Source organism: Alkalihalobacillus sp. BA299 (genome assembly GCF_017745675.1).
Classification (GTDB): Bacteria; Bacillota; Bacilli; order Bacillales; family Bacillaceae_F; genus Alkalihalobacterium.
In genome coordinates this window covers 226,689-248,252 of record NZ_JAFLJM010000003.1, presented here as the reverse complement: position 1 = coordinate 248,252, position 21,564 = coordinate 226,689, and the positions used below count along the sequence as shown (strand labels likewise).

19 protein-coding genes, 2 tRNA genes and 1 other annotated feature are annotated in these 21,564 nt (G+C 38.1%); of the genes, 20 read left to right on the top strand and 1 reads right to left on the bottom strand.

What is annotated here, in order from left to right; translation table 11 throughout:
* Window positions 1–79 precede the first annotated feature (79 nt).
* From ptsG to J0N78_RS05500, 11 genes are all read left to right on the top strand, one after another.
* Entirely contained in the window at window positions 80–2,053 is a 1,974-nt protein-coding gene (gene ptsG / locus J0N78_RS05550; RefSeq protein ID WP_209122027.1) for a glucose-specific PTS transporter subunit IIBC, read from the top strand.
* A 31-nt stretch (window positions 2,054–2,084) separates the two neighbouring features.
* On the top strand, window positions 2,085–2,348 hold the full coding sequence (locus J0N78_RS05545) for a phosphocarrier protein HPr (protein ID WP_209122026.1): 264 nt from the start codon (window positions 2,085–2,087) through the stop codon (window positions 2,346–2,348).
* Window positions 2,348–4,075, top strand: a complete 1,728-nt coding sequence (ptsP, locus tag J0N78_RS05540) for a phosphoenolpyruvate--protein phosphotransferase (protein WP_209122025.1) — start codon at window positions 2,348–2,350, stop codon at window positions 4,073–4,075. The genes J0N78_RS05545 and ptsP overlap by 1 nt, the downstream gene beginning before the upstream one ends.
* 152 nt (window positions 4,076–4,227) lie before the next feature.
* Window positions 4,228–4,671, top strand: coding sequence for a MarR family winged helix-turn-helix transcriptional regulator (locus tag J0N78_RS05535; RefSeq protein WP_209122024.1), 444 nt, complete (start codon window positions 4,228–4,230; stop codon window positions 4,669–4,671).
* 45 nt (window positions 4,672–4,716) lie between these two features.
* Window positions 4,717–5,514 (top strand): glutamate racemase, encoded by a 798-nt coding sequence (racE, locus tag J0N78_RS05530; protein ID WP_209122023.1) that lies wholly within the window; start codon window positions 4,717–4,719, stop codon window positions 5,512–5,514.
* Window positions 5,515–5,685: 171 nt separating this feature from the next.
* On the top strand, window positions 5,686–6,762 hold the full coding sequence (locus J0N78_RS05525; RefSeq protein ID WP_209122022.1) for a GerMN domain-containing protein: 1,077 nt from the start codon (window positions 5,686–5,688) through the stop codon (window positions 6,760–6,762).
* 197 nt (window positions 6,763–6,959) lie between these two features.
* Window positions 6,960–7,727 (top strand): ribonuclease PH, encoded by a 768-nt coding sequence (gene rph, locus J0N78_RS05520; RefSeq protein ID WP_209122021.1) that lies wholly within the window; start codon window positions 6,960–6,962, stop codon window positions 7,725–7,727.
* Between the two features lie 4 nt (window positions 7,728–7,731).
* On the top strand, window positions 7,732–8,328 hold the full coding sequence (locus J0N78_RS05515) for an XTP/dITP diphosphatase (protein ID WP_209122020.1): 597 nt from the start codon (window positions 7,732–7,734) through the stop codon (window positions 8,326–8,328).
* Window positions 8,329–8,350: 22 nt separating this feature from the next.
* Window positions 8,351–8,869, top strand: coding sequence for a metallophosphoesterase family protein (locus tag J0N78_RS05510; RefSeq protein WP_307794904.1), 519 nt, complete (start codon window positions 8,351–8,353; stop codon window positions 8,867–8,869).
* 241 nt (window positions 8,870–9,110) lie between these two features.
* Window positions 9,111–9,184: transfer RNA gene (locus J0N78_RS05505), tRNA-Gly, on the top strand.
* A gap of 9 nt (window positions 9,185–9,193) precedes the next feature.
* A tRNA-Arg gene (locus tag J0N78_RS05500) sits at window positions 9,194–9,270 on the top strand.
* Between the two features lie 192 nt (window positions 9,271–9,462).
* Here the strand turns inward: J0N78_RS05500 and J0N78_RS05495 are convergent.
* Window positions 9,463–9,867 (bottom strand): hypothetical protein, encoded by a 405-nt coding sequence (locus J0N78_RS05495; protein WP_209122019.1) that lies wholly within the window; start codon window positions 9,865–9,867, stop codon window positions 9,463–9,465.
* A gap of 383 nt (window positions 9,868–10,250) precedes the next feature.
* Between J0N78_RS05495 and ilvE the strand changes: the two genes are divergently transcribed.
* From ilvE to leuD, 9 genes are all read left to right on the top strand, one after another.
* Window positions 10,251–11,156 (top strand): branched-chain-amino-acid transaminase, encoded by a 906-nt coding sequence (ilvE, locus tag J0N78_RS05490; RefSeq protein ID WP_209122018.1) that lies wholly within the window; start codon window positions 10,251–10,253, stop codon window positions 11,154–11,156.
* A gap of 54 nt (window positions 11,157–11,210) precedes the next feature.
* Window positions 11,211–12,878, top strand: a complete 1,668-nt coding sequence (ilvD, locus tag J0N78_RS05485; RefSeq protein ID WP_209122017.1) for a dihydroxy-acid dehydratase — start codon at window positions 11,211–11,213, stop codon at window positions 12,876–12,878.
* Between the two features lie 24 nt (window positions 12,879–12,902).
* Window positions 12,903–13,164, top strand: a binding site (T-box leader).
* Window positions 13,165–13,306: 142 nt separating this feature from the next.
* On the top strand, window positions 13,307–15,031 hold the full coding sequence (gene ilvB, locus J0N78_RS05480) for an acetolactate synthase large subunit (protein WP_209122016.1): 1,725 nt from the start codon (window positions 13,307–13,309) through the stop codon (window positions 15,029–15,031).
* Window positions 15,028–15,546 (top strand): acetolactate synthase small subunit, encoded by a 519-nt coding sequence (ilvN, locus tag J0N78_RS05475; protein WP_209122015.1) that lies wholly within the window; start codon window positions 15,028–15,030, stop codon window positions 15,544–15,546. Before ilvB ends, ilvN begins: the two co-directional genes overlap by 4 nt.
* 50 nt (window positions 15,547–15,596) lie before the next feature.
* Window positions 15,597–16,619 carry a ketol-acid reductoisomerase gene (gene ilvC, locus J0N78_RS05470; RefSeq protein ID WP_209122014.1) on the top strand — a complete coding sequence of 341 codons (1,023 nt, stop codon included), beginning with the start codon at window positions 15,597–15,599 and terminating at the stop codon, window positions 16,617–16,619.
* Window positions 16,606–18,144 (top strand): 2-isopropylmalate synthase, encoded by a 1,539-nt coding sequence (locus J0N78_RS05465; RefSeq protein WP_209122013.1) that lies wholly within the window; start codon window positions 16,606–16,608, stop codon window positions 18,142–18,144. Before ilvC ends, J0N78_RS05465 begins: the two co-directional genes overlap by 14 nt.
* Before the next feature lie 36 nt (window positions 18,145–18,180).
* A complete protein-coding gene (gene leuB / locus J0N78_RS05460) occupies window positions 18,181–19,272 on the top strand; it encodes a 3-isopropylmalate dehydrogenase (protein ID WP_209122012.1) in 1,092 nt (363 codons plus the stop codon).
* Window positions 19,269–20,681 (top strand): 3-isopropylmalate dehydratase large subunit, encoded by a 1,413-nt coding sequence (leuC, locus tag J0N78_RS05455; protein ID WP_209122011.1) that lies wholly within the window; start codon window positions 19,269–19,271, stop codon window positions 20,679–20,681. The genes leuB and leuC overlap by 4 nt, the downstream gene beginning before the upstream one ends.
* Before the next feature lie 56 nt (window positions 20,682–20,737).
* Window positions 20,738–21,322, top strand: a complete 585-nt coding sequence (gene leuD / locus J0N78_RS05450; RefSeq protein WP_209122010.1) for a 3-isopropylmalate dehydratase small subunit — start codon at window positions 20,738–20,740, stop codon at window positions 21,320–21,322.
* Window positions 21,323–21,564: the final 242 nt, after the last annotated feature.

The following is a 21,564-nucleotide window of genomic DNA, read 5'->3' as shown; positions in this document are numbered from 1 at the left end:
CATTGACTGAAAACGATTACTTTTATTGAGTATGAATGACTTCAAAACAACAAAGGAAATAGCAAAAAGAGGTGATGTTATGTTTAAAAAGGCATTTGGGACATTGCAACGTGTCGGTCGTGCATTAATGACACCAGTATCAGTACTGCCAGCAGCGGGTTTATTACTCGGTCTTGGTCATGAAAATGTTTTAAATATTCCAATCATGGCAGAAGCTGGTGGAGTAATTTTTGGGAACTTAGCACTATTGTTTGCGGTAGGGGTTGCTATTGGTTTAGCTGATGGTGAAGGTGTCGCAGGTTTAGCAGCTGTCATCGGTTACCTTGTCATGAATACAACCTTAGGGATTATGGCTGGTTATTATGGAGCTGAAACTGTAACGGTTCTAGGAATTGAGACGTTACAAACAGGTGTATTCGGTGGAATTATAATGGGTCTTGTAGCAGCTGCACTCTATAAACGGTTTTATAATATCGAATTACCTCCGTTTTTAGGATTCTTTGCTGGGAAGAGATTTGTTCCGATTATTACAGCTGCTACAGCAGTACTACTAGGAATTATCTTTGTATTTGTTTGGCCTCCTATTCAAGGAGTCATTGATTGGTTTTCTCATTTAGCTACGGAAACAGGTACGACAATAGCAGCTTTTGTATTTGGCTTTACTCAAAGAGCACTCATCCCGTTTGGGTTACACCATATTTTCTACCAGCCGTTTTGGTTTGAATTTGGGTCGTTTACGAATGCTGCAGGAGAAGTAGTGAGAGGAGATATGACACGTTTCTTTGCTGGAGATCCTACAGCGGGGACGTTTATGGCTGGATTATTCCCGTTTATGCTGTTCGGTCTTCCTGCTGCAGCGTTAGCGATTTATCATGAAGCGAAACCAGAAAGAAAAAAAGCAGTTGCAGGTATTATGGCGTCTGCGGCATTAACAAGCTTTTTAACAGGAATAACAGAGCCAATTGAGTTCGCATTTCTATTTGTAGCTCCTGTATTATTTTTAATTCACTGTGTATTTGCAGGATTTTCGTTTGTTATAATGGACTTACTCGGTGTCAAAGCTGGTTTTACATTCTCAGGAGGCTTTATTGACTATGTTCTCTACTGGGGATTATCAACAAACTCATGGCTGGTTATTCCAGTAGGTATTGGTTTTGCATTTATTTACTATTTTGGGTTCCGGTTTGCGATTAGAAAATGGAATTTAAAAACACCAGGACGTGAACCAGAAGAAGCACAAGCAAGTGAAGCAGCTGTTAAAGGCGGTAAAACTGAATTAGCGAAAAATGTATTACATGCTCTAGGTGGTAAAGATAACATTACTGCTTTAGATGCTTGTATAACAAGGCTAAGGGTTTCTGTAAAAGAACCAAATGAAGTCGACAGTGCGCAATTGAAGAAATTAGGTGCTTCAGGGGTCCTAGAAATGGGTAATAATATCCAAGCGATCTTTGGTACTCAATCTGATTCACTAAAAGGATTAATTAAAGATATTATTAACGGAAAAGAACTGATGAATGATTTAGAAGATCAAGAAGTAGATGAAACAAAAGTTGTCCCTTCATCTGATGGACAATCAGAAGATACAACAAAAACAATTGATTTAGGTTCACCAATAAAAGGGAAATTATTACCTATCACTGAAGTTCCTGATAAAGTTTTTGCTGAAAAAATGATGGGTGATGGCTTTGCTATTGAGCCACAAGAAGGAATTGTCGGTTCGCCGGTAAATGGAAAGATTATTAATATCTTCCCTACAAAGCATGCGATTGGTATACTTGCAAATAGTGGACAAGAAATATTAATTCATGTCGGTATTGACACGGTTCAAATGAATGGGGAAGGATTTGAAACGTTCGTTCAAGAGGGAGATGAAATTACAATAGGTCAAAAGCTTCTTGAAATGAATTTAAGTTTAATAAAAGAAAAAGCAGCTTCAACGATTACCCCAATCGTATTTACGAATTTGAAAGACGATCAACAAATTGCCTTACAAAAACAAGGTAATATTGAATTGGGAGAAACTGGAATAGTTTCCATTGAAAATAAATAAAAAACTATTATTAAAGAAAGAGGTAGATCTCATGGTAGAAAAAACGTTTAAAATCACAGCTGAAACAGGAATTCACGCACGTCCAGCAACACAACTTGTTAATAAAGCAGGTCAATATTCATCAGACATTAATATTGAATATAAAGGTAAGTCTGTTAACTTAAAGTCAATCATGGGTGTAATGTCTTTAGGTGTTGGACAAGGAGCTGAAGTAACAATTAAAGCTGAAGGATCAGACGAGAAAGAAGCTTTAGAAGCACTTGCATCAGTAATAAAGGAAGGATTAGGAGAATAATGAAACAAATTTCAGGAATAGCCGCTTCAGCTGGAATTGCAATTGCAAAAGCATATATACTAGAAGAACCTGACTATTCCTTTGAGAAAAAGACAGTCGATAATGTGGAAAGTGAAAAGACAAGACTTGAAACAGCGCTTGAAAAAGCAAAGGCTGACCTTACTCTCATCAAGGAAAAAGCAGAAGTCGACTTAGGCGAGGAAGAAGCAGCAATTTTCGCTGCGCATCTCCTCGTACTTAGTGACCCAGAATTTGTTGGAGGCATGCAGTCTCACATTGACAATGAGAAAGTCAATGCTGAAAGTGCAGTACAAGATGTATCACAAACATTTATTACGATGTTTGAATCGATGGATAATGAGTATATGAAAGAACGTGCTGCTGATATTCGCGATGTATCAAAGCGAGTGTTAGGGCATTTGCTAGGGTTACAAATGAAGTCTTTGGCTGCTATCGATGAAGCAACAATTATAATAGCTAAAGACTTAACCCCATCTGATACAGCACAACTTAACCCTAAATTTGTTAAAGGATTTGCAGCAGACATTGGGGGAAGAACATCACACTCTGCGATCATGGCCCGTTCAATGGAAATCCCAGCAGTTGTTGGGACAAAAGAAGCAACTGCTTCTATCAATAACGGTGATACGATCATTATAGATGGACTTGAAGGTGTCGTCATAGTTCAACCTGATGAGGAAGCAATCCGAGCATTTGAACAGAAAAAAGATCAGTACGAACAACAAAAATTAGAATGGGCAAAGCTCGTAAATGAAGCGACCACAACTACGGATGGGCATCATGTAGAACTTGCAGCAAATATTGGTACACCTGAGGATTTGGCAGGCGTGATTAATAATGGGGCTGAAGGTATTGGTTTATATCGTACTGAGTTCCTTTATATGGGGAGAGACCAATTACCAACTGAAGAAGAACAGTTTAAAGCATATAAAACGGTTTTAGAGAAAATGGAACATAAACCAGTTGTTATTCGTACGTTGGATATCGGTGGTGATAAAGAACTTCCATACTTAGAGCTTCCAAAAGAGTTAAACCCGTTTTTAGGATTCAGAGCGATTCGCCTCTGTTTAGAACATCAAGATATATTCCGTACGCAACTTCGTGCATTACTTCGTGCAAGTACATTTGGAAATTTAAAAATTATGTTTCCAATGATTGCAACAGTTGAAGAGCTGCGACAGGCAAAAGCTATTTTAGCTGAAGAAAAAGAAAAACTTCAAAATGAAGGCCAACAAGTTTCTGATTCGATTGAAGTTGGGATGATGGTTGAAATCCCGTCCACTGCTGTAGCTGCCGACATATTTGCAAAAGAGGTTGATTTCTTTAGTGTCGGGACAAATGATTTAATTCAATATACAATGGCAGCAGATCGAATGAACGAACAAGTATCGTATTTATACCAGCCGTACCATCCAGCAATTCTTCGCCTCGTCAACATGGTTATTGAGGCTGCCCACAAAGAAGGAAAATGGGCAGGGATGTGTGGGGAAATGGCTGGCGATGAGATCGCTATTCCTATCCTTTTAGGATTAGGACTTGATGAGTTTAGTATGAGTGCAACGTCTGTTTTGCCGGCACGTAGTCAAGTTGCAAAATTGTCAAAGCAAGAGTTAAAAACGTTTTCAAAAGAGATGTTAATGAAAAGTACTGCAGAAGAAGTAGAGGAAGCGGTAAAAAATCGATTTACTTTACTTACGAGTCAATAAAAGAAAGGAGAAGAGTTGTCAATTGACAACTCTTCTTCACATTTCTTAATGTTTTTCTATTGCAATTCGATAGGAAAACAGGGAGAATGATAAACATAAAGGAAAAATTAAAATATTTGATATATATAATGACTAGTAGGAGGGATGGAAACATGGTAGAAAATCAGCAGGTAGAACACATTGAAAAATCATTAAGGAAAGTAGCTGAGATCATCAAACAAAAGGGGCGGGTTATTTTAAATCAATTTCCGATTACACCACCTCAGTTTGTTGCTTTGCAATGGTTAAATGAACTAGGCGATATGACCATTGGAGATTTGTCTACTAAAATGTATTTGGCATGCAGTACGACGACTGATCTTGTAGATAGAATGGAAAAAAATGAATTAGTCGAGCGTGTTAAAGATCAAAATGATAGAAGAGTGGTACGCATTCATTTATTAGAAAAAGGTGAAAAGATCATTCAAGAAGTAATTAAGAAAAGACAAGATTACTTAAAAGGTATTCTTCAAAATTTTTCTGATGAAGAAATTGCTTTTTTAGAAAAAAGCTTACATGTACTTCATCAAGAAATGGAGTCATCATCTAAAGAATAATATAACAACTAAAAATACTTCAAAGATAGAAAATGAGGGAGAGTATTGGAGAGACCCATTGGCGTTATAGATTCAGGGCTCGGAGGGTTAACGGTTGCAAAAGAAATCCTTCGACAATTACCGAAAGAACAAATTATTTATATTGGTGATACGATCCGCTGTCCATACGGTCCACGACCACCAGAGGAAGTGCGGACGTTTACTTGGGAAATGATTGAGCGTTTACTTCAGGATCAGATCAAAATGCTTGTTATCGCTTGTAATACAGCAACGGCTGTTGTATTAGAAGAAGTAAAAGAAAAATTGTCCATTCCTGTTGTAGGTGTTGTTCATCCAGGGGCAATTACAGCTTTAAAAGTGACAAGAAATGATCATGTAGCGGTTATTGGTACTACTGGAACGATCAAAAGTGAAGCGTACGAAAAAGCGTTAAAAGCGATTAATAGTAATGTTCAAATTGAAAGTCTGTCATGTCCACCGTTTGTACCTTTAGTAGAAAGAGGTATATTTAAAGGGACGGAAGCGGTCAATATCGTATCGGAAACGTTAAAGCCGCTTCTTGATAAGAAATTTGATACGTTAATCCTCGGATGTACACACTATCCATTATTACGACAGGTCATTCAAGGTGTTGTAGGAAATGATATAACATTAATAAGTTCTGGTGACGAAACCGCACGTGAAGTAAGTGCGCTCTTGTATCATAAAAATTTACTTTATACGGAGGACCGGTCACCTAAGCATATCTTTTATACGACAGGTAATAGTAATACTTTTAAATCAATTGCAAGCAATTGGCTAAAAATAGATCTTCAACATGTGGAAACGATTCAACTTGGATAATGTCAAATTTAAGGGCTATCAAAATGATAGTCTCTTTTTATTGGTTAAAATTTGAAAATACTCCCTCTAACTAAAAATTTCGCTCCTTCTCTGAATTTGTAGACAAAGGTGGTCTATTTTTTAAAAAGGCTCGTATACATACTAGTACAAACTACCTTAGGAGGGAAAAGAATGAGCAAACTGTTCAAAACAGGGGTCCCGCTGCTAATACTTCTAATGCTAATTGTTTCTGGATGTTCCTTTGGCTCAAATGATGCTATGCAGGAAATGGATACTCCTCCAATAAATTATGTCGATGAGGGAGAAACGCTAGATGAAGAAACAGAAACTGATGGCTCTGAAGAACAACCAGTTCAAGAACAAGATGAACCTATTGAAACTGTAAAAAGAGAACTTTACTTAATTGACCAAAATGGTATGGTTGTTTCACAAACATTTGATTTACCAAAGACACAAGGTGTTCTTCGACAATCGTTAGAATATTTAGTAGAGGGTGGTCCAGTATCTAATATGCTACCTAACGGCTTTAAAGCCGTTTTACCAGCGGGTACTGAAGTAGATGTAAATTATATAGAGGAGGAACGAACAGCTGTTGCTGACTTTTCAGAGGAGTTTAAAACGTATAATCCAGAACATGAGTTGCAAATTCTTCAATCAATTACATGGACTTTAACTCAATTTGAAAATGTAGATAAAGTGCAAATTCGTATCAATGGCTACGATCAGGAAACGATGCCTGTAAATAACACACCTATCGGAGAAGGGTATAGTCGTGCCAATGGAATTAATTTTGAACAAAGTGAAGTAGCAGACGTTGTTAACAGTAAAGGGGTTACCCTTTACTTCCTTGCCCAAAATGGGGACAACACCTATTATGTACCTGTAACGAGACGGGTCAAAAATACAGATGAACCCATTCAAGAAGTTGTAAAACAACTTCTCGCAGGACCTTCAATTTATTCTAATTTATTAACCGATATACGTAACGGTGTAGAGCTGTTAGACACCCCAAAATATGAAAATGGGGTCGTAACGGTTAATTTTAATGAGGCGATTTTAAACCAAATGGAAAACACAGCTATTTCAGATGAAGTGCTTAATTTGCTTGTGTTATCATTAACAGAACAGCCAGGTGTTGAAAAAGTAGCAATCGAAGTTAATGGAGAAGCCAAAGTGTTAAAAGCTTCTGGAGAACCATTATCGGAGCCTGTGGCTCGACCAACGAACATTAATACTGGTAAATTTTAAGACGAACATATTAGATTACAGGAAAATTTGCTATAATAGCGAAGTAGTATAAGGTGTTCATGGTTAAGGCAGCAACTTTGCTGCCTTTTTCCGTGACTAGATTTTAAAGGTGTTTCACAGATCTACTTTATCTTATATTATTGGCAAAAAAAGTGGATACTACATAAGTAAGGCTTTTTAAGGGAGGGTTTTATCACATGAGAGTAGATAATAGAAAGCAAGATCAATTACGAAAAGTAGAAATTATAAGAGATTATTTAATGCATCCCGAGGGTTCTGTACTTATATCTTTTGGGAATACGAAGGTGATCTGTACAGCTTCGATTGAAGATAGGGTTCCTCCTTTTATGAGAAATCAAGGAAAGGGTTGGATCACCGCTGAATATTCAATGCTTCCTAGAGCTACAGAGCAACGAAATATTCGTGAATCATCAAAAGGGAAAGTAAGTGGACGGACGATGGAAATTCAGCGTCTAATTGGTAGAGCACTACGTACAGTTATTGACTTAGAAAAACTTGGCGAAAGAACTGTGTGGATTGATTGCGATGTCATCCAAGCCGATGGTGGTACCCGTACAGCAGCTATCACAGGGGCATATGTAGCGATGGTGCTTGCATTACAAAAGTATGTTGAGAAAAAGACATTTTCAATCTTACCAGTAACCGATTTTCTGGCAGCTGTTTCGGTTGGTATTGATAAAAAGAATGGAGAAATTTTAGACTTATGCTATCTAGAAGATGCGAGCGCAGAAGTGGACATGAATGTAGTCATGACTGGAAAAGGAGAGTTTGTTGAACTTCAAGGAACCGGAGAAGAAGCAACCTTTACAAGAGATCAGTTAGATAAACTTTTATATTTAGGTGAATTAGGTATTGAAGAGTTAATTGAAAAGCAAAAAGTAGCACTAGGCGAAGAGATTTCAAACGCTTTAACAAAAAAGTTAGCGGAACAAAAGGGGAAGTAACAAAATGAAAGAAATCATCGTAGCAACGAAAAATAAAGGAAAGGTAAAAGAATTTAAAGCGATATTAGGTCAACTTGGTTATAAAGTGACTTCACTTTTGGATTACCCAGAAATACCAGAAGTTGAAGAAACTGGTGAAACATTTACGGAAAATGCGATTATAAAAGCAACGACGATCGCAAAGCACTTTCAAAAGCCGGTAATAGCAGATGATTCAGGTTTAATCGTTGATGCGTTAGGAGGAAGGCCGGGTGTGTATTCGGCTCGTTATGCAGGAGTAAATAAAAATGATACGGAAAATATGAACAAAGTATTGACTGAAATAAAAAACGTTCCGGAAGATGAACGAACTGCCCGATTCCATTGTACGATTGCGCTCGCTTACCCAGATGGGCATACAGAATGTTTTGAAGGAAATTGTGAAGGGAAAATAACAAAAGAACCTATTGGAACAAATGGCTTTGGCTATGATCCGATTATGTACATAGAAGAAAAACAACAAACGATGGCCCAGCTACCTTTAGAAGTAAAGAACGCAATTAGTCATCGTGCCAAAGCACTTCAGCAATTAAAAGAAAAATGGATAGAAATCACTTCATAAGTGAAAATGGGGAGATGAGGAAGTGCCTAAAATTCTAATAATTAGTGATAGCCATGGCTGGAAAATGGAACTGATGAATTTAATTGAACGTCATCGGGATGAAGTAGACTTCATAATCCATTGCGGCGACTCAGAATTAGAAGTAGGTGCAAGGGAGCTTGAAGGTGCTAAAGTTGTAAGGGGTAATTGTGATTGGGGTAGCGAATTTCCTGAGGAAGTGACAGTTAATGTGTCGAAAGAAACGGTTCTTTATGCTACTCATGGGCATCATTACAATGTCAAAATGACCTATGTCCCCTTAAGTTACCGGGCTGAAGAAGTAGGAGCACAGATTGTTTGCTTCGGCCATTCACATGTCGCTATAACTTTTATGGAGAACGGAGTCATTTATATTAATCCAGGGAGTATAAGATTACCGCGAAATCGTAAAGAGCAAACATATTGTTTGTGTACAATCGATCAAAGCAAAGCGGTTGACGTGACGTTTTATTCATTAGAAGGTAAAATAGTAGAAGATTTATCGAAAAAATACATTCTTTAGATGTTTGTACATATGCATGTGGTTGATGGGTGAAATGTGGGTGAAATGTTGGTAAACTTAAGGAGACCTTTATGATATAATAAATGGGTAGGTTCATGTGAGATACAGTTCATCACCTTAATTAGCCACATGCAACAAAAAAAAGTTTTTTAAGAATTGTTGACATTATGGTTGAAATATTATATATTAGTAATTGTCGTTACGAACATTACTTCCAACGTAGCAAATTATTTCATAACATGCGGGTGTAGTTTAATGGTAAAACTCTAGCCTTCCAAGCTAATGTCGTGGGTTCGATTCCCATCACCCGCTCCAATTTAATATGTCCCAGTAGCTCAGCTGGATAGAGCAACGGCCTTCTAAGCCGTCGGTCGGGAGTTCGAATCTCTCCTGGGACGCCATTACATAATAATTAACACTCTTATCAAATGGTAAGAGTGTTTTTTCTGTTTAATAAATATAAGTTGAAGTAAAAAGTGGATAACTTAATCTATAAAAGCCTTTGGACATCATTTGGACAATAAAGACAAATAAAAAGATCGGCCAAAGCCGATCTCCAAAACTATTGCAGGTTTACAACACAAACTAGTTCATTAAGATAATAACTGCTTGTAACTGTGTGCTTCTTGTTGAATCTGTAGCAGAATGGATTTAATATTGTGATTTAATTCTTCCTCATTGTAGTAAATCACTCTCCATCCATCTTTCTTTAAAGCTTTTTCTAGCTTCTCATTTCCAGCTTGCTTTTCGTCGATAATTGCAATACGAAAAGGAATAAGGGCTAGATTAATGACAAACCTTCCACACTCAAGGTAAGGAGTAACATAATAATTTTGTGAAAAGAGTGCCTGATATAATTTTCGCTCACACTCTTTTTGACATTTATGCTCCTCTAAATTTACGGGTACGAGAAATGGCGGTTTTTTTCTTCTTAAGGAAAGTGTTGGTAAAGTAACTTTCATAAATAAAAACCTATGAGTTTTCCATCTTATTTTCATCATAATCATCACCGTACCTAGTTTTTACCAATCTTCCATTAACTATTACAAAAGATATAAAAACTTTTTTGTTTAGGGTAAAAAAAATTAATAATATCATTTTCCTGATGTAGTAATGGTGTAAGCGGATACAACGAAACTCACAAATCAAAATAGTCAAAAAATTTTATAAAAAGTGGTTGACCAGCACTCATAATAAGCGTATTATAATCCTCAAATAACAAATTGTTTGAAAAGAAAAATAACAAACGAAATGCATGAAAGTATTTTATCTTTTATAATTAAAAAATTTCTCATTGCAGAAAAAAAAGATATATTTCTATCTGCACACCAAGAATTCAAAATTTTCTAACAATTGATATGCAACTAGAGGAGTGTATCGTATGAGTGAGCAATGGATTTATTTAAACGGAGAATTTGTTGAAAAACATAATGCTAAAGTTTCAGTATATGATCACGGTTTTTTATATGGTGATGGTGTATTTGAAGGTATTCGTGTCTACGACGGCAATGTTTTTCAATTAAAAGAGCATTTAGAGCGCCTATACAATTCAGCAAAGTCGATTATGCTGTCAATACCTCATACAATAGAGGAATTAACACAGATCATTGTGGAAACGATAAAGGTTAATAAACTTCATGATGCGTATATACGCCTTGTAGTATCTAGAGGAGTAGGTAACTTAGGATTAGATCCTGCCTCTTGCCCAAAACCTAACGTTATTGTTATTGCGGAACAATTATCGATTTTTCCAAAAGAATTGTATGAAAAGGGACTAGAAATTGTAACCGTACCGACAAGACGTAATCGACCAGATGTATTAAGTCCTAAAGTTAAGTCTCTGAATTATTTGAATAATATATTAGTGAAAATAGAAGCATCGTTAGCTGGTGTTAGTGAAGCATTAATGCTTAACAATGAAGGGTATGTAGCTGAAGGGTCAGCTGATAATGTATTCATAGTTAAAGGAAATAAGATCCTTACTCCTCCTGGATACATTGGAGCATTAGAAGGAATTACAAGAAATGCCATTATTGATATCGCTTCTGACCTCGGATACGAAGTCAAGGAAGAGCCGTTTACTCGTCATGATGTTTATGTTGCAGACGAAGTTTTCTTAACTGGTACTGCTGCTGAAGTCATTGCAGTAGTAAAAGTGGATGGAAGAGTGATCGGAGACGGGAAGCCTGGGAAAGAGACAAACAAGTTGCTCAATGCTTTCCGTAAAAAAGTAGTCGAAGATGGAGAAAAAGTTTATACAGTAAAATCTCAAGTAGAAGTTAGTTAAAAGTACTTGATAGAGGTATAATAAGAAAAACAATAGATGTGGGAGAGAACAAATATGAGAAGTAATATGATTAAAAAAGGAATTGATCGCGCCCCACACCGAAGTTTACTAAGAGCGGCTGGGGTTAAAGAAGAAGATATGGACAAACCATTTATCGGTGTATGTAATTCCTACATCGATATCATTCCAGGACATATGCATTTAAATAAGTTTGCAGAAGTTGCAAAAGAAGCGATCCGAGAAGCTGGTGGTATCCCGTTTGAATTTAATACAATTGGTGTTGATGACGGGATAGCGATGGGGCACATCGGAATGCGCTACTCTTTACCAAGTAGAGAAATTATTTGTGACGCAGCTGAAACCGTAATTAATGCTCATTGGTTTGACGGAGTATTTTATATTCCAAACTGTGATAAAATAACTCCAGGAATGCTTATGGCATCGGTTCGTACGAATGTACCATCTGTATTCGTTTCAGGGGGTCCAATGGAAGCTGGAAGGACGAAAGATGGAAAGAGTCTTTCACTAGTATCTGTTTTTGAAGGTGTTGGGGCATTTTCTTCAGGAAGTATGACTCGTGAAGAATTATTAGAAATTGAGCAATCAGCATGTCCGACCTGTGGTTCTTGTTCGGGAATGTTTACAGCAAACTCTATGAACACATTAATGGAAATGCTTGGAGTTGCTCTTCCAGGAAACGGAACACTCGTAGCAACATCTGAAGGCCGACACCAATTAATTAAAGATGCAGCTAAACATTTAATGACTTTAATTGAAAAAGACATTCGTCCTCGTGATATTATCACAAAAGATGCGATTGATGATGCATTTGCGCTAGATATGGCAATGGGTGGTTCGACGAATACGGTTCTACACACATTAGCGATTGCAAATGAAGCTGAAATTGAGTATAACATTAGTGATATTAATAAAGTGGCGGAACGAGTACCGTACCTAAGTAAAATTAGTCCGGCTTCTGATTATTCTATGGATGATGTTCATAAAGCAGGTGGAGTTAGTGCCATCATTAAAGAGCTATGTAAAATTGATGGAGCTATTCACCCGGATCGTATAACAATTTCTGGGAAGACTATTTATGAAACAGTAAAAGATGCAGAAATTACAAATGATGATGTCATCCGTCGAAAAGATAATCCGTATAGTCCAGTTGGTGGTTTATCCGTATTATTCGGAAATCTAGCACCAGATGGTGGAGTTATAAAAGTCGGTGCAGTTGATCCTTCGATTAAAGTGTTTGAAGGAGAGGCAATCGTCTATAATTCACAGGATGAAGCAATTGAAGGAATTAATAATGGGGATGTAAGAGAAGGCCACGTTGTCGTTATTCGATACGAAGGACCAAAAGGTGGACCAGGAATGCCTGAAATGTTAGCACCGACCTCATCGATTGTAGGACGAGGGCTAGGAACGAAGGTTGCACTTATAACAGATGGTCGTTTCTCTGGCGCTTCAAGAGGAATTTCAATTGGCCATATTAGTCCAGAAGCAGCTGAAGGCGGTCCGATCGCATTCGTTGAGAATGGAGATAAAATCACGCTCGATTTAATCAATCGGACGATCACACTCAATGTTGATGACGTAGAGCTAGCAAATAGAAAAGAAAACTGGCAAGAACCAGAACCAAAAGTGAAAAAAGGGTACTTAGCTCGCTACTCCAAGCTAGTTACTTCTGCTAACACTGGTGGAATTATGAAAATATAAACGCTAGAAAAAATAAATACTATGATAAAAACGTTGAAGAGGAAAAGTAATTGATAAGGATTAGCATCCACAGAGAGCCGTATGTGCTGAGAGGCGGCGATGCTCCTATCGACGAACTCACCTCGGAGTGCCAATTCGAACGTAAGCAAGTAGGGTTGGTCGGGTGTACACTGCACTCGTTATTAAAACTGGATGTAGGTCTTACTTACGTTCATAAGGTGGCATTTGCAAAAATGTCATAAAAAAGGGTGGTACCGTGGAAAGAAAACATCTTTTCACCCCTTCTGCTAGGACCAATAGGTTGGTTCATTGATGGGGTGAGAAGGTGTTTTTTATTTGTTAACTAAGAAAGTCTAACTTTCTTACAATATAGATTTATATGTAAAATGTCAGTCAAATAATTCAACTGGTAGTAAGGAGGAAGAAAAGTGAGTACCAAGTTGAGAAACAAAGATCTTTCAGTAGTAGAGGAGAAGCAACCATTATCAGGGTCTAGTATGTTAATTAAAGCACTAGCTAAAGAAGGTGTTGATGTCATCTTTGGTTACCCTGGAGGGGCGATTTTACCGACATATGATGAAATCTATAAGTCAGGTATTCGTCATATTTTAGCCCGCCATGAACAAGGAGCAATTCACGCAGCAGAAGGGTACGCAAGAGTTTCAGGGAAGCCAGGAGTTTGTATTGTTACCTCAGGACCTGGAGCAACGAATGTTGTTACTGGAATTGCAGATGCAATGATTGACTCATTGCCACTTGTTGTTATTACTGGCCAAGTTGCTACTTCGGTAATAGGGACAGATGCTTTCCAAGAAGCTGACATGATTGGTATTACTATGCCGATCACAAAGCATAATTTTCAGGTAAGAACGGTGGAAGACCTTCCTAGAATAATGAAAGAAGCATTCCACATTGCTACAACAGGGCGACCAGGCCCAGTCCTTATCGATTTACCTAAGGATGTTTCTGTTGCGACAGGCATTTTTGATTACGATAAAGAGGTCGATTTACCAGGCTATCAACCAACAGTAATCCCAAATAAATTGCAAATTAGAAAGCTTTCAGAAGCAGTAGCAGAAGCGAAAAAGCCTTGTATTTTATCTGGGGCAGGTGTCCTTCATGCACATGCTTACGATGAATTGTTTGAATATGCTGAGAGAATGCGTATTCCTGTTGCAAGTACTTTACTTGGACTTGGTGCTTTCCCAGGTGAACACGAACTATTCTTAGGAATGGCAGGTATGCATGGAACATACGCTGCAAACATGGCCATTCATCAGAGTGACTTACTGATAAGTATTGGGGCACGTTTTGATGACCGCTTAACTGGAGCATTACAGCATTTTGCACCAAATGCAAAGATTGCACACATTGATATCGACCCAGCTGAGATTGGTAAGAACATCGAAACGCATATCCCAGTTGTGGGTGATGCAAAGGAAGCTTTGAAAATGCTTCTTGAGGAAAAAGGAGCAGCAGGAGAGACAGAGGTATGGTTAGCTGAGTTAGACAAGATGAAAACAGAATATCCACTTTGGTACAAAGAAGATGACCAAACGATTAAGCCACAAAAACTTATGGAATTAATCTTTGAAGTAACTAATGGTGAGGCAATTGTTACAACAGATGTGGGTCAACATCAAATGTGGGCAGCGCAATATTACAAGTTTAATAAGCCGAACCGTTGGGTTACATCAGGTGGATTAGGAACGATGGGCTTTGGTTTTCCAGCAGCAATTGGAGCACAATTTGCAGAACCTGAAACACCAGTTGTGTCAATCTTAGGAGATGCAGGGTTCCAGATGACAGCTCAAGAGCTTTCCATTCTTCAAGACTTAAATTTACCAGTGAAGATTATTATCGTAAACAATTCATCACTTGGTATGGTTCGTCAATGGCAGCAGCTTTTTTATGAGGAACGTTATTCTAACTCGGTTTTCAATACACAACCAAACTTTGTGAAGCTAGCAGAAGCTTACGATGTGAAGGGAATGCGTATTGATAAAGTCGAGGATGTAAGAGGGGCTTTAGAAGAGGCACTTGCGCATAATGGCCCAGTATTAATGGACTTTAGAGTGACTCAAGTGGAAAACGTATATCCAATGATTGCGCCTGGTAAAGGACAGCATGAAATGGAGGGAATTAAACCATGAAACGAACAATAACTGCTCTTGTAAATAATACGTCTGGGGTTCTTAATCGTATTACAGGCTTATTTGCTAGACGTAATTTTAATATCGAAAGTATCACAGTTGGTGTTACGGAAAATCCATCCATTTCAAGAATGACATTTGTCGTTGTTGTAGATACGATTGGAAGCATTGATCAAGTAATTAAACAATTAAATAAACAAGTGGATGTTCTAAAGGTAAGAGATATTACTGATGAACAAACAGTTGCTAGAGAGCTGGCGTTAATAAAAGTAGGTGTTACTCCTCAACAACGAGGGGAATTAGCGGCTTTAGTAAATCCATTTAGAGCTTCGATCATTGACGTTGGCCGTGAAAACATGACAATAGAAATTACTGGAGATCATGAAAAAGTAGAGGCGTTATTAGACCTCTTAAGACCATACGGCATTCAAGACCTTGCCCGTACTGGTATCACTGCACTTAAGCGAGGAACGAAAAGATCTCTTGATACAAACCGAATCACACTAATTAATTAATATTAATTAATATAAAATCTAAAATAACATTAAAAGAGGAGAGATTTATTATGGCAAACATCTATTATAACGGAGATATCAACGAAGGCGTATTACAAGGAAAAACTGTAGCAATTATCGGATATGGTTCACAAGGTCATGCTCATGCGCAAAATTTACGTGAGAGTGGAGTAAGTGTTGTTGTAGGTTTACGTCCAGGGAAATCTTTTGATCAAGCAGTAAATGATGGATTCGAAGTACTTACAGTTCGTGAAGCAGCTGCAAAAGCAGAAGTTATTATGATCCTTCTTCCAGATGAAAATCAACCGAAAGTATATAAAGAGTCTATTGAACCAGAATTAACAGCGGGTAAAGCATTAGTATTCGCTCATGGCTTTAACGTTCACTTTAACCAAATTCAACCACCACAAGATGTGGATGTATTCTTAGCTGCACCAAAAGGACCAGGACATCTAGTTCGCCGTACGTATACAGAAGGTGCTGGTGTACCAGGACTTATCGCTGTATACCAAGATGCTACAGGCCAAGCAAAAGAGCTTGCATTAGCATATGCAAAACAAATTGGTTCAGCTCGCGGTGGAGTAATTGAAACTACATTCCAAGAAGAAACTGAAACAGACCTTTTCGGTGAGCAAGCAGTACTTTGTGGTGGAACTTCAGCGCTAGTAAAAGCTGGATTTGAAACGTTAGTAGAAGCTGGTTATCAGCCAGAGGTAGCATATTTTGAGTGCCTACATGAGTTGAAATTAATCGTTGACTTAATGTACGAAGGTGGACTAGAAGGTATGCGCTATTCAATCTCTGATACAGCACAATGGGGCGATTTTGTTGCAGGACCACAAATTGTAACAGAAGATACGAAAAAAGCAATGAAATCAATCTTAAGTGATATCCAAACTGGTAAATTTGCTAAAGGATGGATCTTAGAAAACCAAGCAAATCGTCCAGAATTCACAGCAATCAATGAAAGTGAGAAAAAACATCCAATTGAAGTGGTTGGACGCGAGCTTCGTGAAATGATGCCTTTCGTCAAGGCCAAATCAAAAGGAGTGGTAGGTAGTGCGAAAAATTGATGTATTCGATACAACTTTAAGAGACGGAGAGCAGTCCGCAGGAGTTAATTTAAACTTTGAAGAAAAATTAGAGATTGCAAAGCAGTTAGAACGACTTGGGGTAGATATTATCGAAGCTGGTTTTCCAGCTTCATCCCCAGGCGATTTTAAGTCTGTTAAGGCGATTGCAGACCTTGTAAAAGGAAGCTCAGTAACTGGGTTATCACGTAGTATTCAATCTGATATTGATGCTGCGTGGGAAGCATTAAAAGGTGGAGTTGACCCTAGAATTCACGTATTTCTTGCGACATCACCTATTCATATGAAACATAAACTTCGTATGACTCCAGATCAAGTTATTGAAAATGCTGTTGCATCTGTGAAATATGCAGCACAAAAATTTCCGAAAATTCAGTGGTCTGCAGAAGACGCCTGTCGCTCTGATTTAGATTTTCTTGTTCGTATTATCGAGCAAGTCATAGATGCAGGTGCTTCCGTCATTAACATCCCAGATACAGTCGGATATATCACTCCGAAAGAAATTACGTATATTTTTAGTTATTTAAAAGAAAATGTCCCGAATATGCATAAAGCAAAACTTTCAACGCATTGCCATGATGATTTAGGGATGGCAACGGCAAACTCACTTGCAGCTATTGAAGCAGGTGCAGATCAAGTCGAAGGAACGATTAATGGAATTGGAGAGCGAGCAGGAAATGCTTCTTTGGAGGAAGTAGCTGTTGCTCTTCATATACGAAATGATTTTTATAAAGCGAATACTAGACTTACTTTAAAAGAAGTAAAACGAACAAGTTCTCTAGTTAGCAAGTTAACGGGGATGGTTGTTCCGAATAATAAGGCGGTAGTTGGAAACAATGCATTCGCTCACGAATCAGGTATTCACCAAGATGGGGTCCTTAAAGAGAAAACAACGTATGAAATTATTACCCCAGAGCTTGTTGGAGTATCTTCTAATCGTATGGTACTTGGAAAACACTCAGGTCGTCATGCATTTAAAGACAAAATTAGAGAGCTTGGTTATACAGCTACTGACGAGCAAATTAATAAAGTCTTTAAAGCATTTAAGGAACTTGCAGATAAGAAGAAAGAAATCACAGAAGATGATATTTTTGCTCTTATGACAGAAGAGAAAATAGGTGAGGCTGTTCAATACTATGAAGTTGATAGTTTACAGGTGAATTACGGAACAGCGAATATCCCTACAGCAACGATCACAATGAAAATGCCTGATGGAGAAGTCGTTCAAGAAGCTGCGACAGGTTCAGGAAGTGTTGAAGCGATTTACAACACACTTGAACGAATTATTTCTTCACCAATACAGCTATTAGATTATCGAATTCAATCGATTACTGGTGGTAGAGATGCATTAGCAGAAGTGTATGTTAAAGTTCGCTTTGATGGTATAGAGACGAGCGGGCGTGGAACTGCACACGACGTACTCGAGGCATCTGCAAGAGCTTATATCAACGCTGTCAATCGTGTGTTAAATCGAAAGTCACGAGAACTAGATCCAGTACAGCAATAAAGTTGTCAATGGGTTAATGAGTGGGAGATGAGTAACTTGAATAAAAAGATTACAGTTTTACCTGGTGACGGAATTGGCCCTGAGGTGATCCAAGGGGCTATCCAAGTTTTAGATGTGATTGCTGAAAAATATAACCATAAATTTGAATATACGTACGCTAAAATCGGTGGTAATGCTATCGATGATTGTAATACTCCACTTCCACAGGAGACAATTGATACTTGCAAAGCAAGTGACGGAGTTCTACTCGGTGCAGTCGGTGGACCGAAATGGGATACACTTCCTGGTCATATGAGGCCTGAAAAAGGGTTACTTGGTATTCGTAAAGAGTTAGATCTTTTTGCCAATTTACGCCCTGTTACAGCCCACGATAGTTTAGCGGACTCTTCAACATTAAAAAGAGAAGTCATCGATGGGGTAGACTTAATGATTGTTCGCGAATTGACAGGTGGTTTATATTTCGGGGAGCCACGTGAACGCCGTGAAGAAGGCGAAGATCTTGTTGTCGTCGATACACTAGCTTACAAACGTAGTGAAATCGAACGTATCATGAAGCAAGGTTTTGAATTAGCAAGAGTGCGAAATAAAAAATTAACATCAGTAGATAAAGCGAACGTACTAGAATCTAGTCGGGTTTGGCGTGAAGTTGCTATTGAAGTAGGCAAAGATTATCCAGATGTTGAACTTGATCATATGCTCGTAGATAATGCGGCGATGCAATTGATCCGTAATCCAAAGCAATTTGATGTCATCGTGACAGAAAATATGTTTGGCGATATTTTAAGTGATGAAGCTTCGATGCTAACAGGTTCGCTTGGTATGCTACCTTCAGCCAGTATTGGAAGTGGTGGACCAGGATTATATGAACCGATTCATGGTTCTGCACCTGACATTGCAGGTCAAAATAAAGCAAATCCACTTGCTACGATTGCATCAGTTGCAATGATGCTAAAATACTCATTTGGCATGATTGAAGAGGCGAATGCAATCGATCAAGCAATAAATGATGTACTCGAAGCAGGCTATCGTACAGGAGACATTGCTAGAGCAGGTGAGGAGATTCTTTCAACTACAGAAATGACAGCAAAAGTGATTGAACTGATTAAAGGGGAAGGAAGAGGAGAATGACACCAAAAACAATTATTGAAAAGATTTGGGAAAACCATACCGTTTTAAACGAGCCGGGTAAACCAAATCTATTATATATTGATTTGCATATGGTTCATGAAGTTACTTCACCGCAAGCGTTTGAAGGACTTCGTATCAATGGTCGCAAAGTTCGGCGTCCAGATTTAACGTTTGCAACGATGGATCACAATGTGCCTACAGTTGATCGTCTCAACGTAACAGATCCAATTGCAAAAAAACAAATGGAAACGTTAGAAAACAATTGTAATGAGTTTGGTATTACGGTCGCTGGAATCGATAGTCCTGATAATGGGATCGTTCATGTAATTGGACCAGAACTTGGTTTAACTCAACCTGGGAAAACGATCGTTTGTGGTGATAGTCATACAGCAACTCACGGAGCCTTCGGTGCACTAGCGTTTGGTATCGGTACAAGTGAAGTTGAACACGTGTTAGCAACACAAACATTATGGCAAAGTAAACCAAAAACGATGGAAGTTCGTGTCAATGGACGTCTATCTCAAGGAATTACGGCGAAAGATGTTATTTTGGCAATAATCGCTAAGTTTGGCGTTGATTTCGGGACAGGTTATGTTATGGAATATACAGGTGATGCGATCCACGGAATGACGATGGAAGAGCGTATGACGATCTGTAACATGTCGATTGAAGCTGGTGCAAAAGCAGGACTGATTAGCCCTGACCAAGTAACATATGACTATTTAAAAGGTCGTGAGTATGTTCCACAAGGTGAAGAGTTCGAAAAGGTAGTTGAAAAATGGGAAGCATTGGCAACAGATGAAGGTGCAGTTTATGACAAATCAGTTGTTATTGATGCAGAAGAAATTCAACCGATGGTTACATGGGGAACTAACCCTGCGCAAGGAATTGGTATTCATCAACCGATCCCAAGTCCAGAAGATGTAAATGCAACATCTGAGAAAAAAGCAATTGAACAAGCGCTTGAGTATATGGGACTAGAGCCAGGAACAAAAATGTCAGAAGTTGCTATTCAACATGTTTTTATCGGCTCATGTACGAACTCAAGAATGAGTGATCTTCGCGCTGCTGCTGCAGTTGCAAAAGGAAGAAAAGTAGCAGAAGGTGTTCGTGCAATTGTCGTACCTGGATCACAAAAAATTAAACAACGAGCAGAAGAAGAAGGATTAGATAAAATCTTTATCGAGGCTGGTTTCGAGTGGCGTGAATCTGGATGTAGTATGTGTTTAAGTATGAATCCTGATTTCGTTCCTGAAGGTGAGCGTTGTGCTTCAACTTCTAACCGTAACTTTGAAGGACGCCAAGGTAAGGGAGCAAGAACTCATCTTGTCAGTCCAGCAATGGCAGCTGCAGCAGCCATTAATGGGAAATTTGTCGATGTAAGAACACTAGAAAAATCTCCAGTTTAATAGGATTTCAGTTAGTAGTTGGATAAATACTTATCAATGTAAATGAGGTGGAATTTATGGAACCAATCGTAGTTCATACAGGAAAAGCAGCTGGAATGAACCGAGTCAATGTCGATACAGACCAAATCATTCCTAAGCAGTTTTTAAAACGTATTGAACGTACTGGTTTTGGAAAATTTTTATTTTTCGACTGGCGCTATAATGCTGATGGAACGGACAATCCGGACTTTGAATTAAATCAGCTTCATAATCAAGAGTCAACGATTTTAGTAGCTGCTCATAATTTTGGCTGTGGTTCGTCTCGTGAACATGCACCGTGGGCATTACAAGATTACGGATTTAAAGTCATCATCGCACCAAGCTTTGCAGATATTTTTTATAATAACTGTTTTAAGAATGGCATTTTACCTATTCGTCTAGATGAAAATCAAGTTTATGAATTAATTGAAAAGGCGAATAAAGATGTTTATGAACTTACCGTGAATTTAAAAGAGCAAAAAATAACAGATGCCGATGGTTTTGAAGCTTCCTTTGACATCGATCCTTATTGGAAAGAAATGCTTTTAAATGGATGGGATGAAATTGGATTAACGCTACGTTATGAAGATAAAATTACAGAATACGAAAAAGCAAATGCATAATTGATGAGTAGAGGATGACTCAAATCAAAGTGAAATGCACTTCATGATAAAATATAAGCTGCTGGTCAAACTCATCAGCAACTATGTTTTGAAAAGATTGGGGAGCACGCTGGCTGAGTCATCCTCTATCTATTATTATTCTTAGCGATATCGAACGAAAGAGTAATAGATTGGATAAAAAAATCAGATTAAAGGAAAAATAAATGCTAATACCAATACTAATAAGGATCCTAAAATGGATT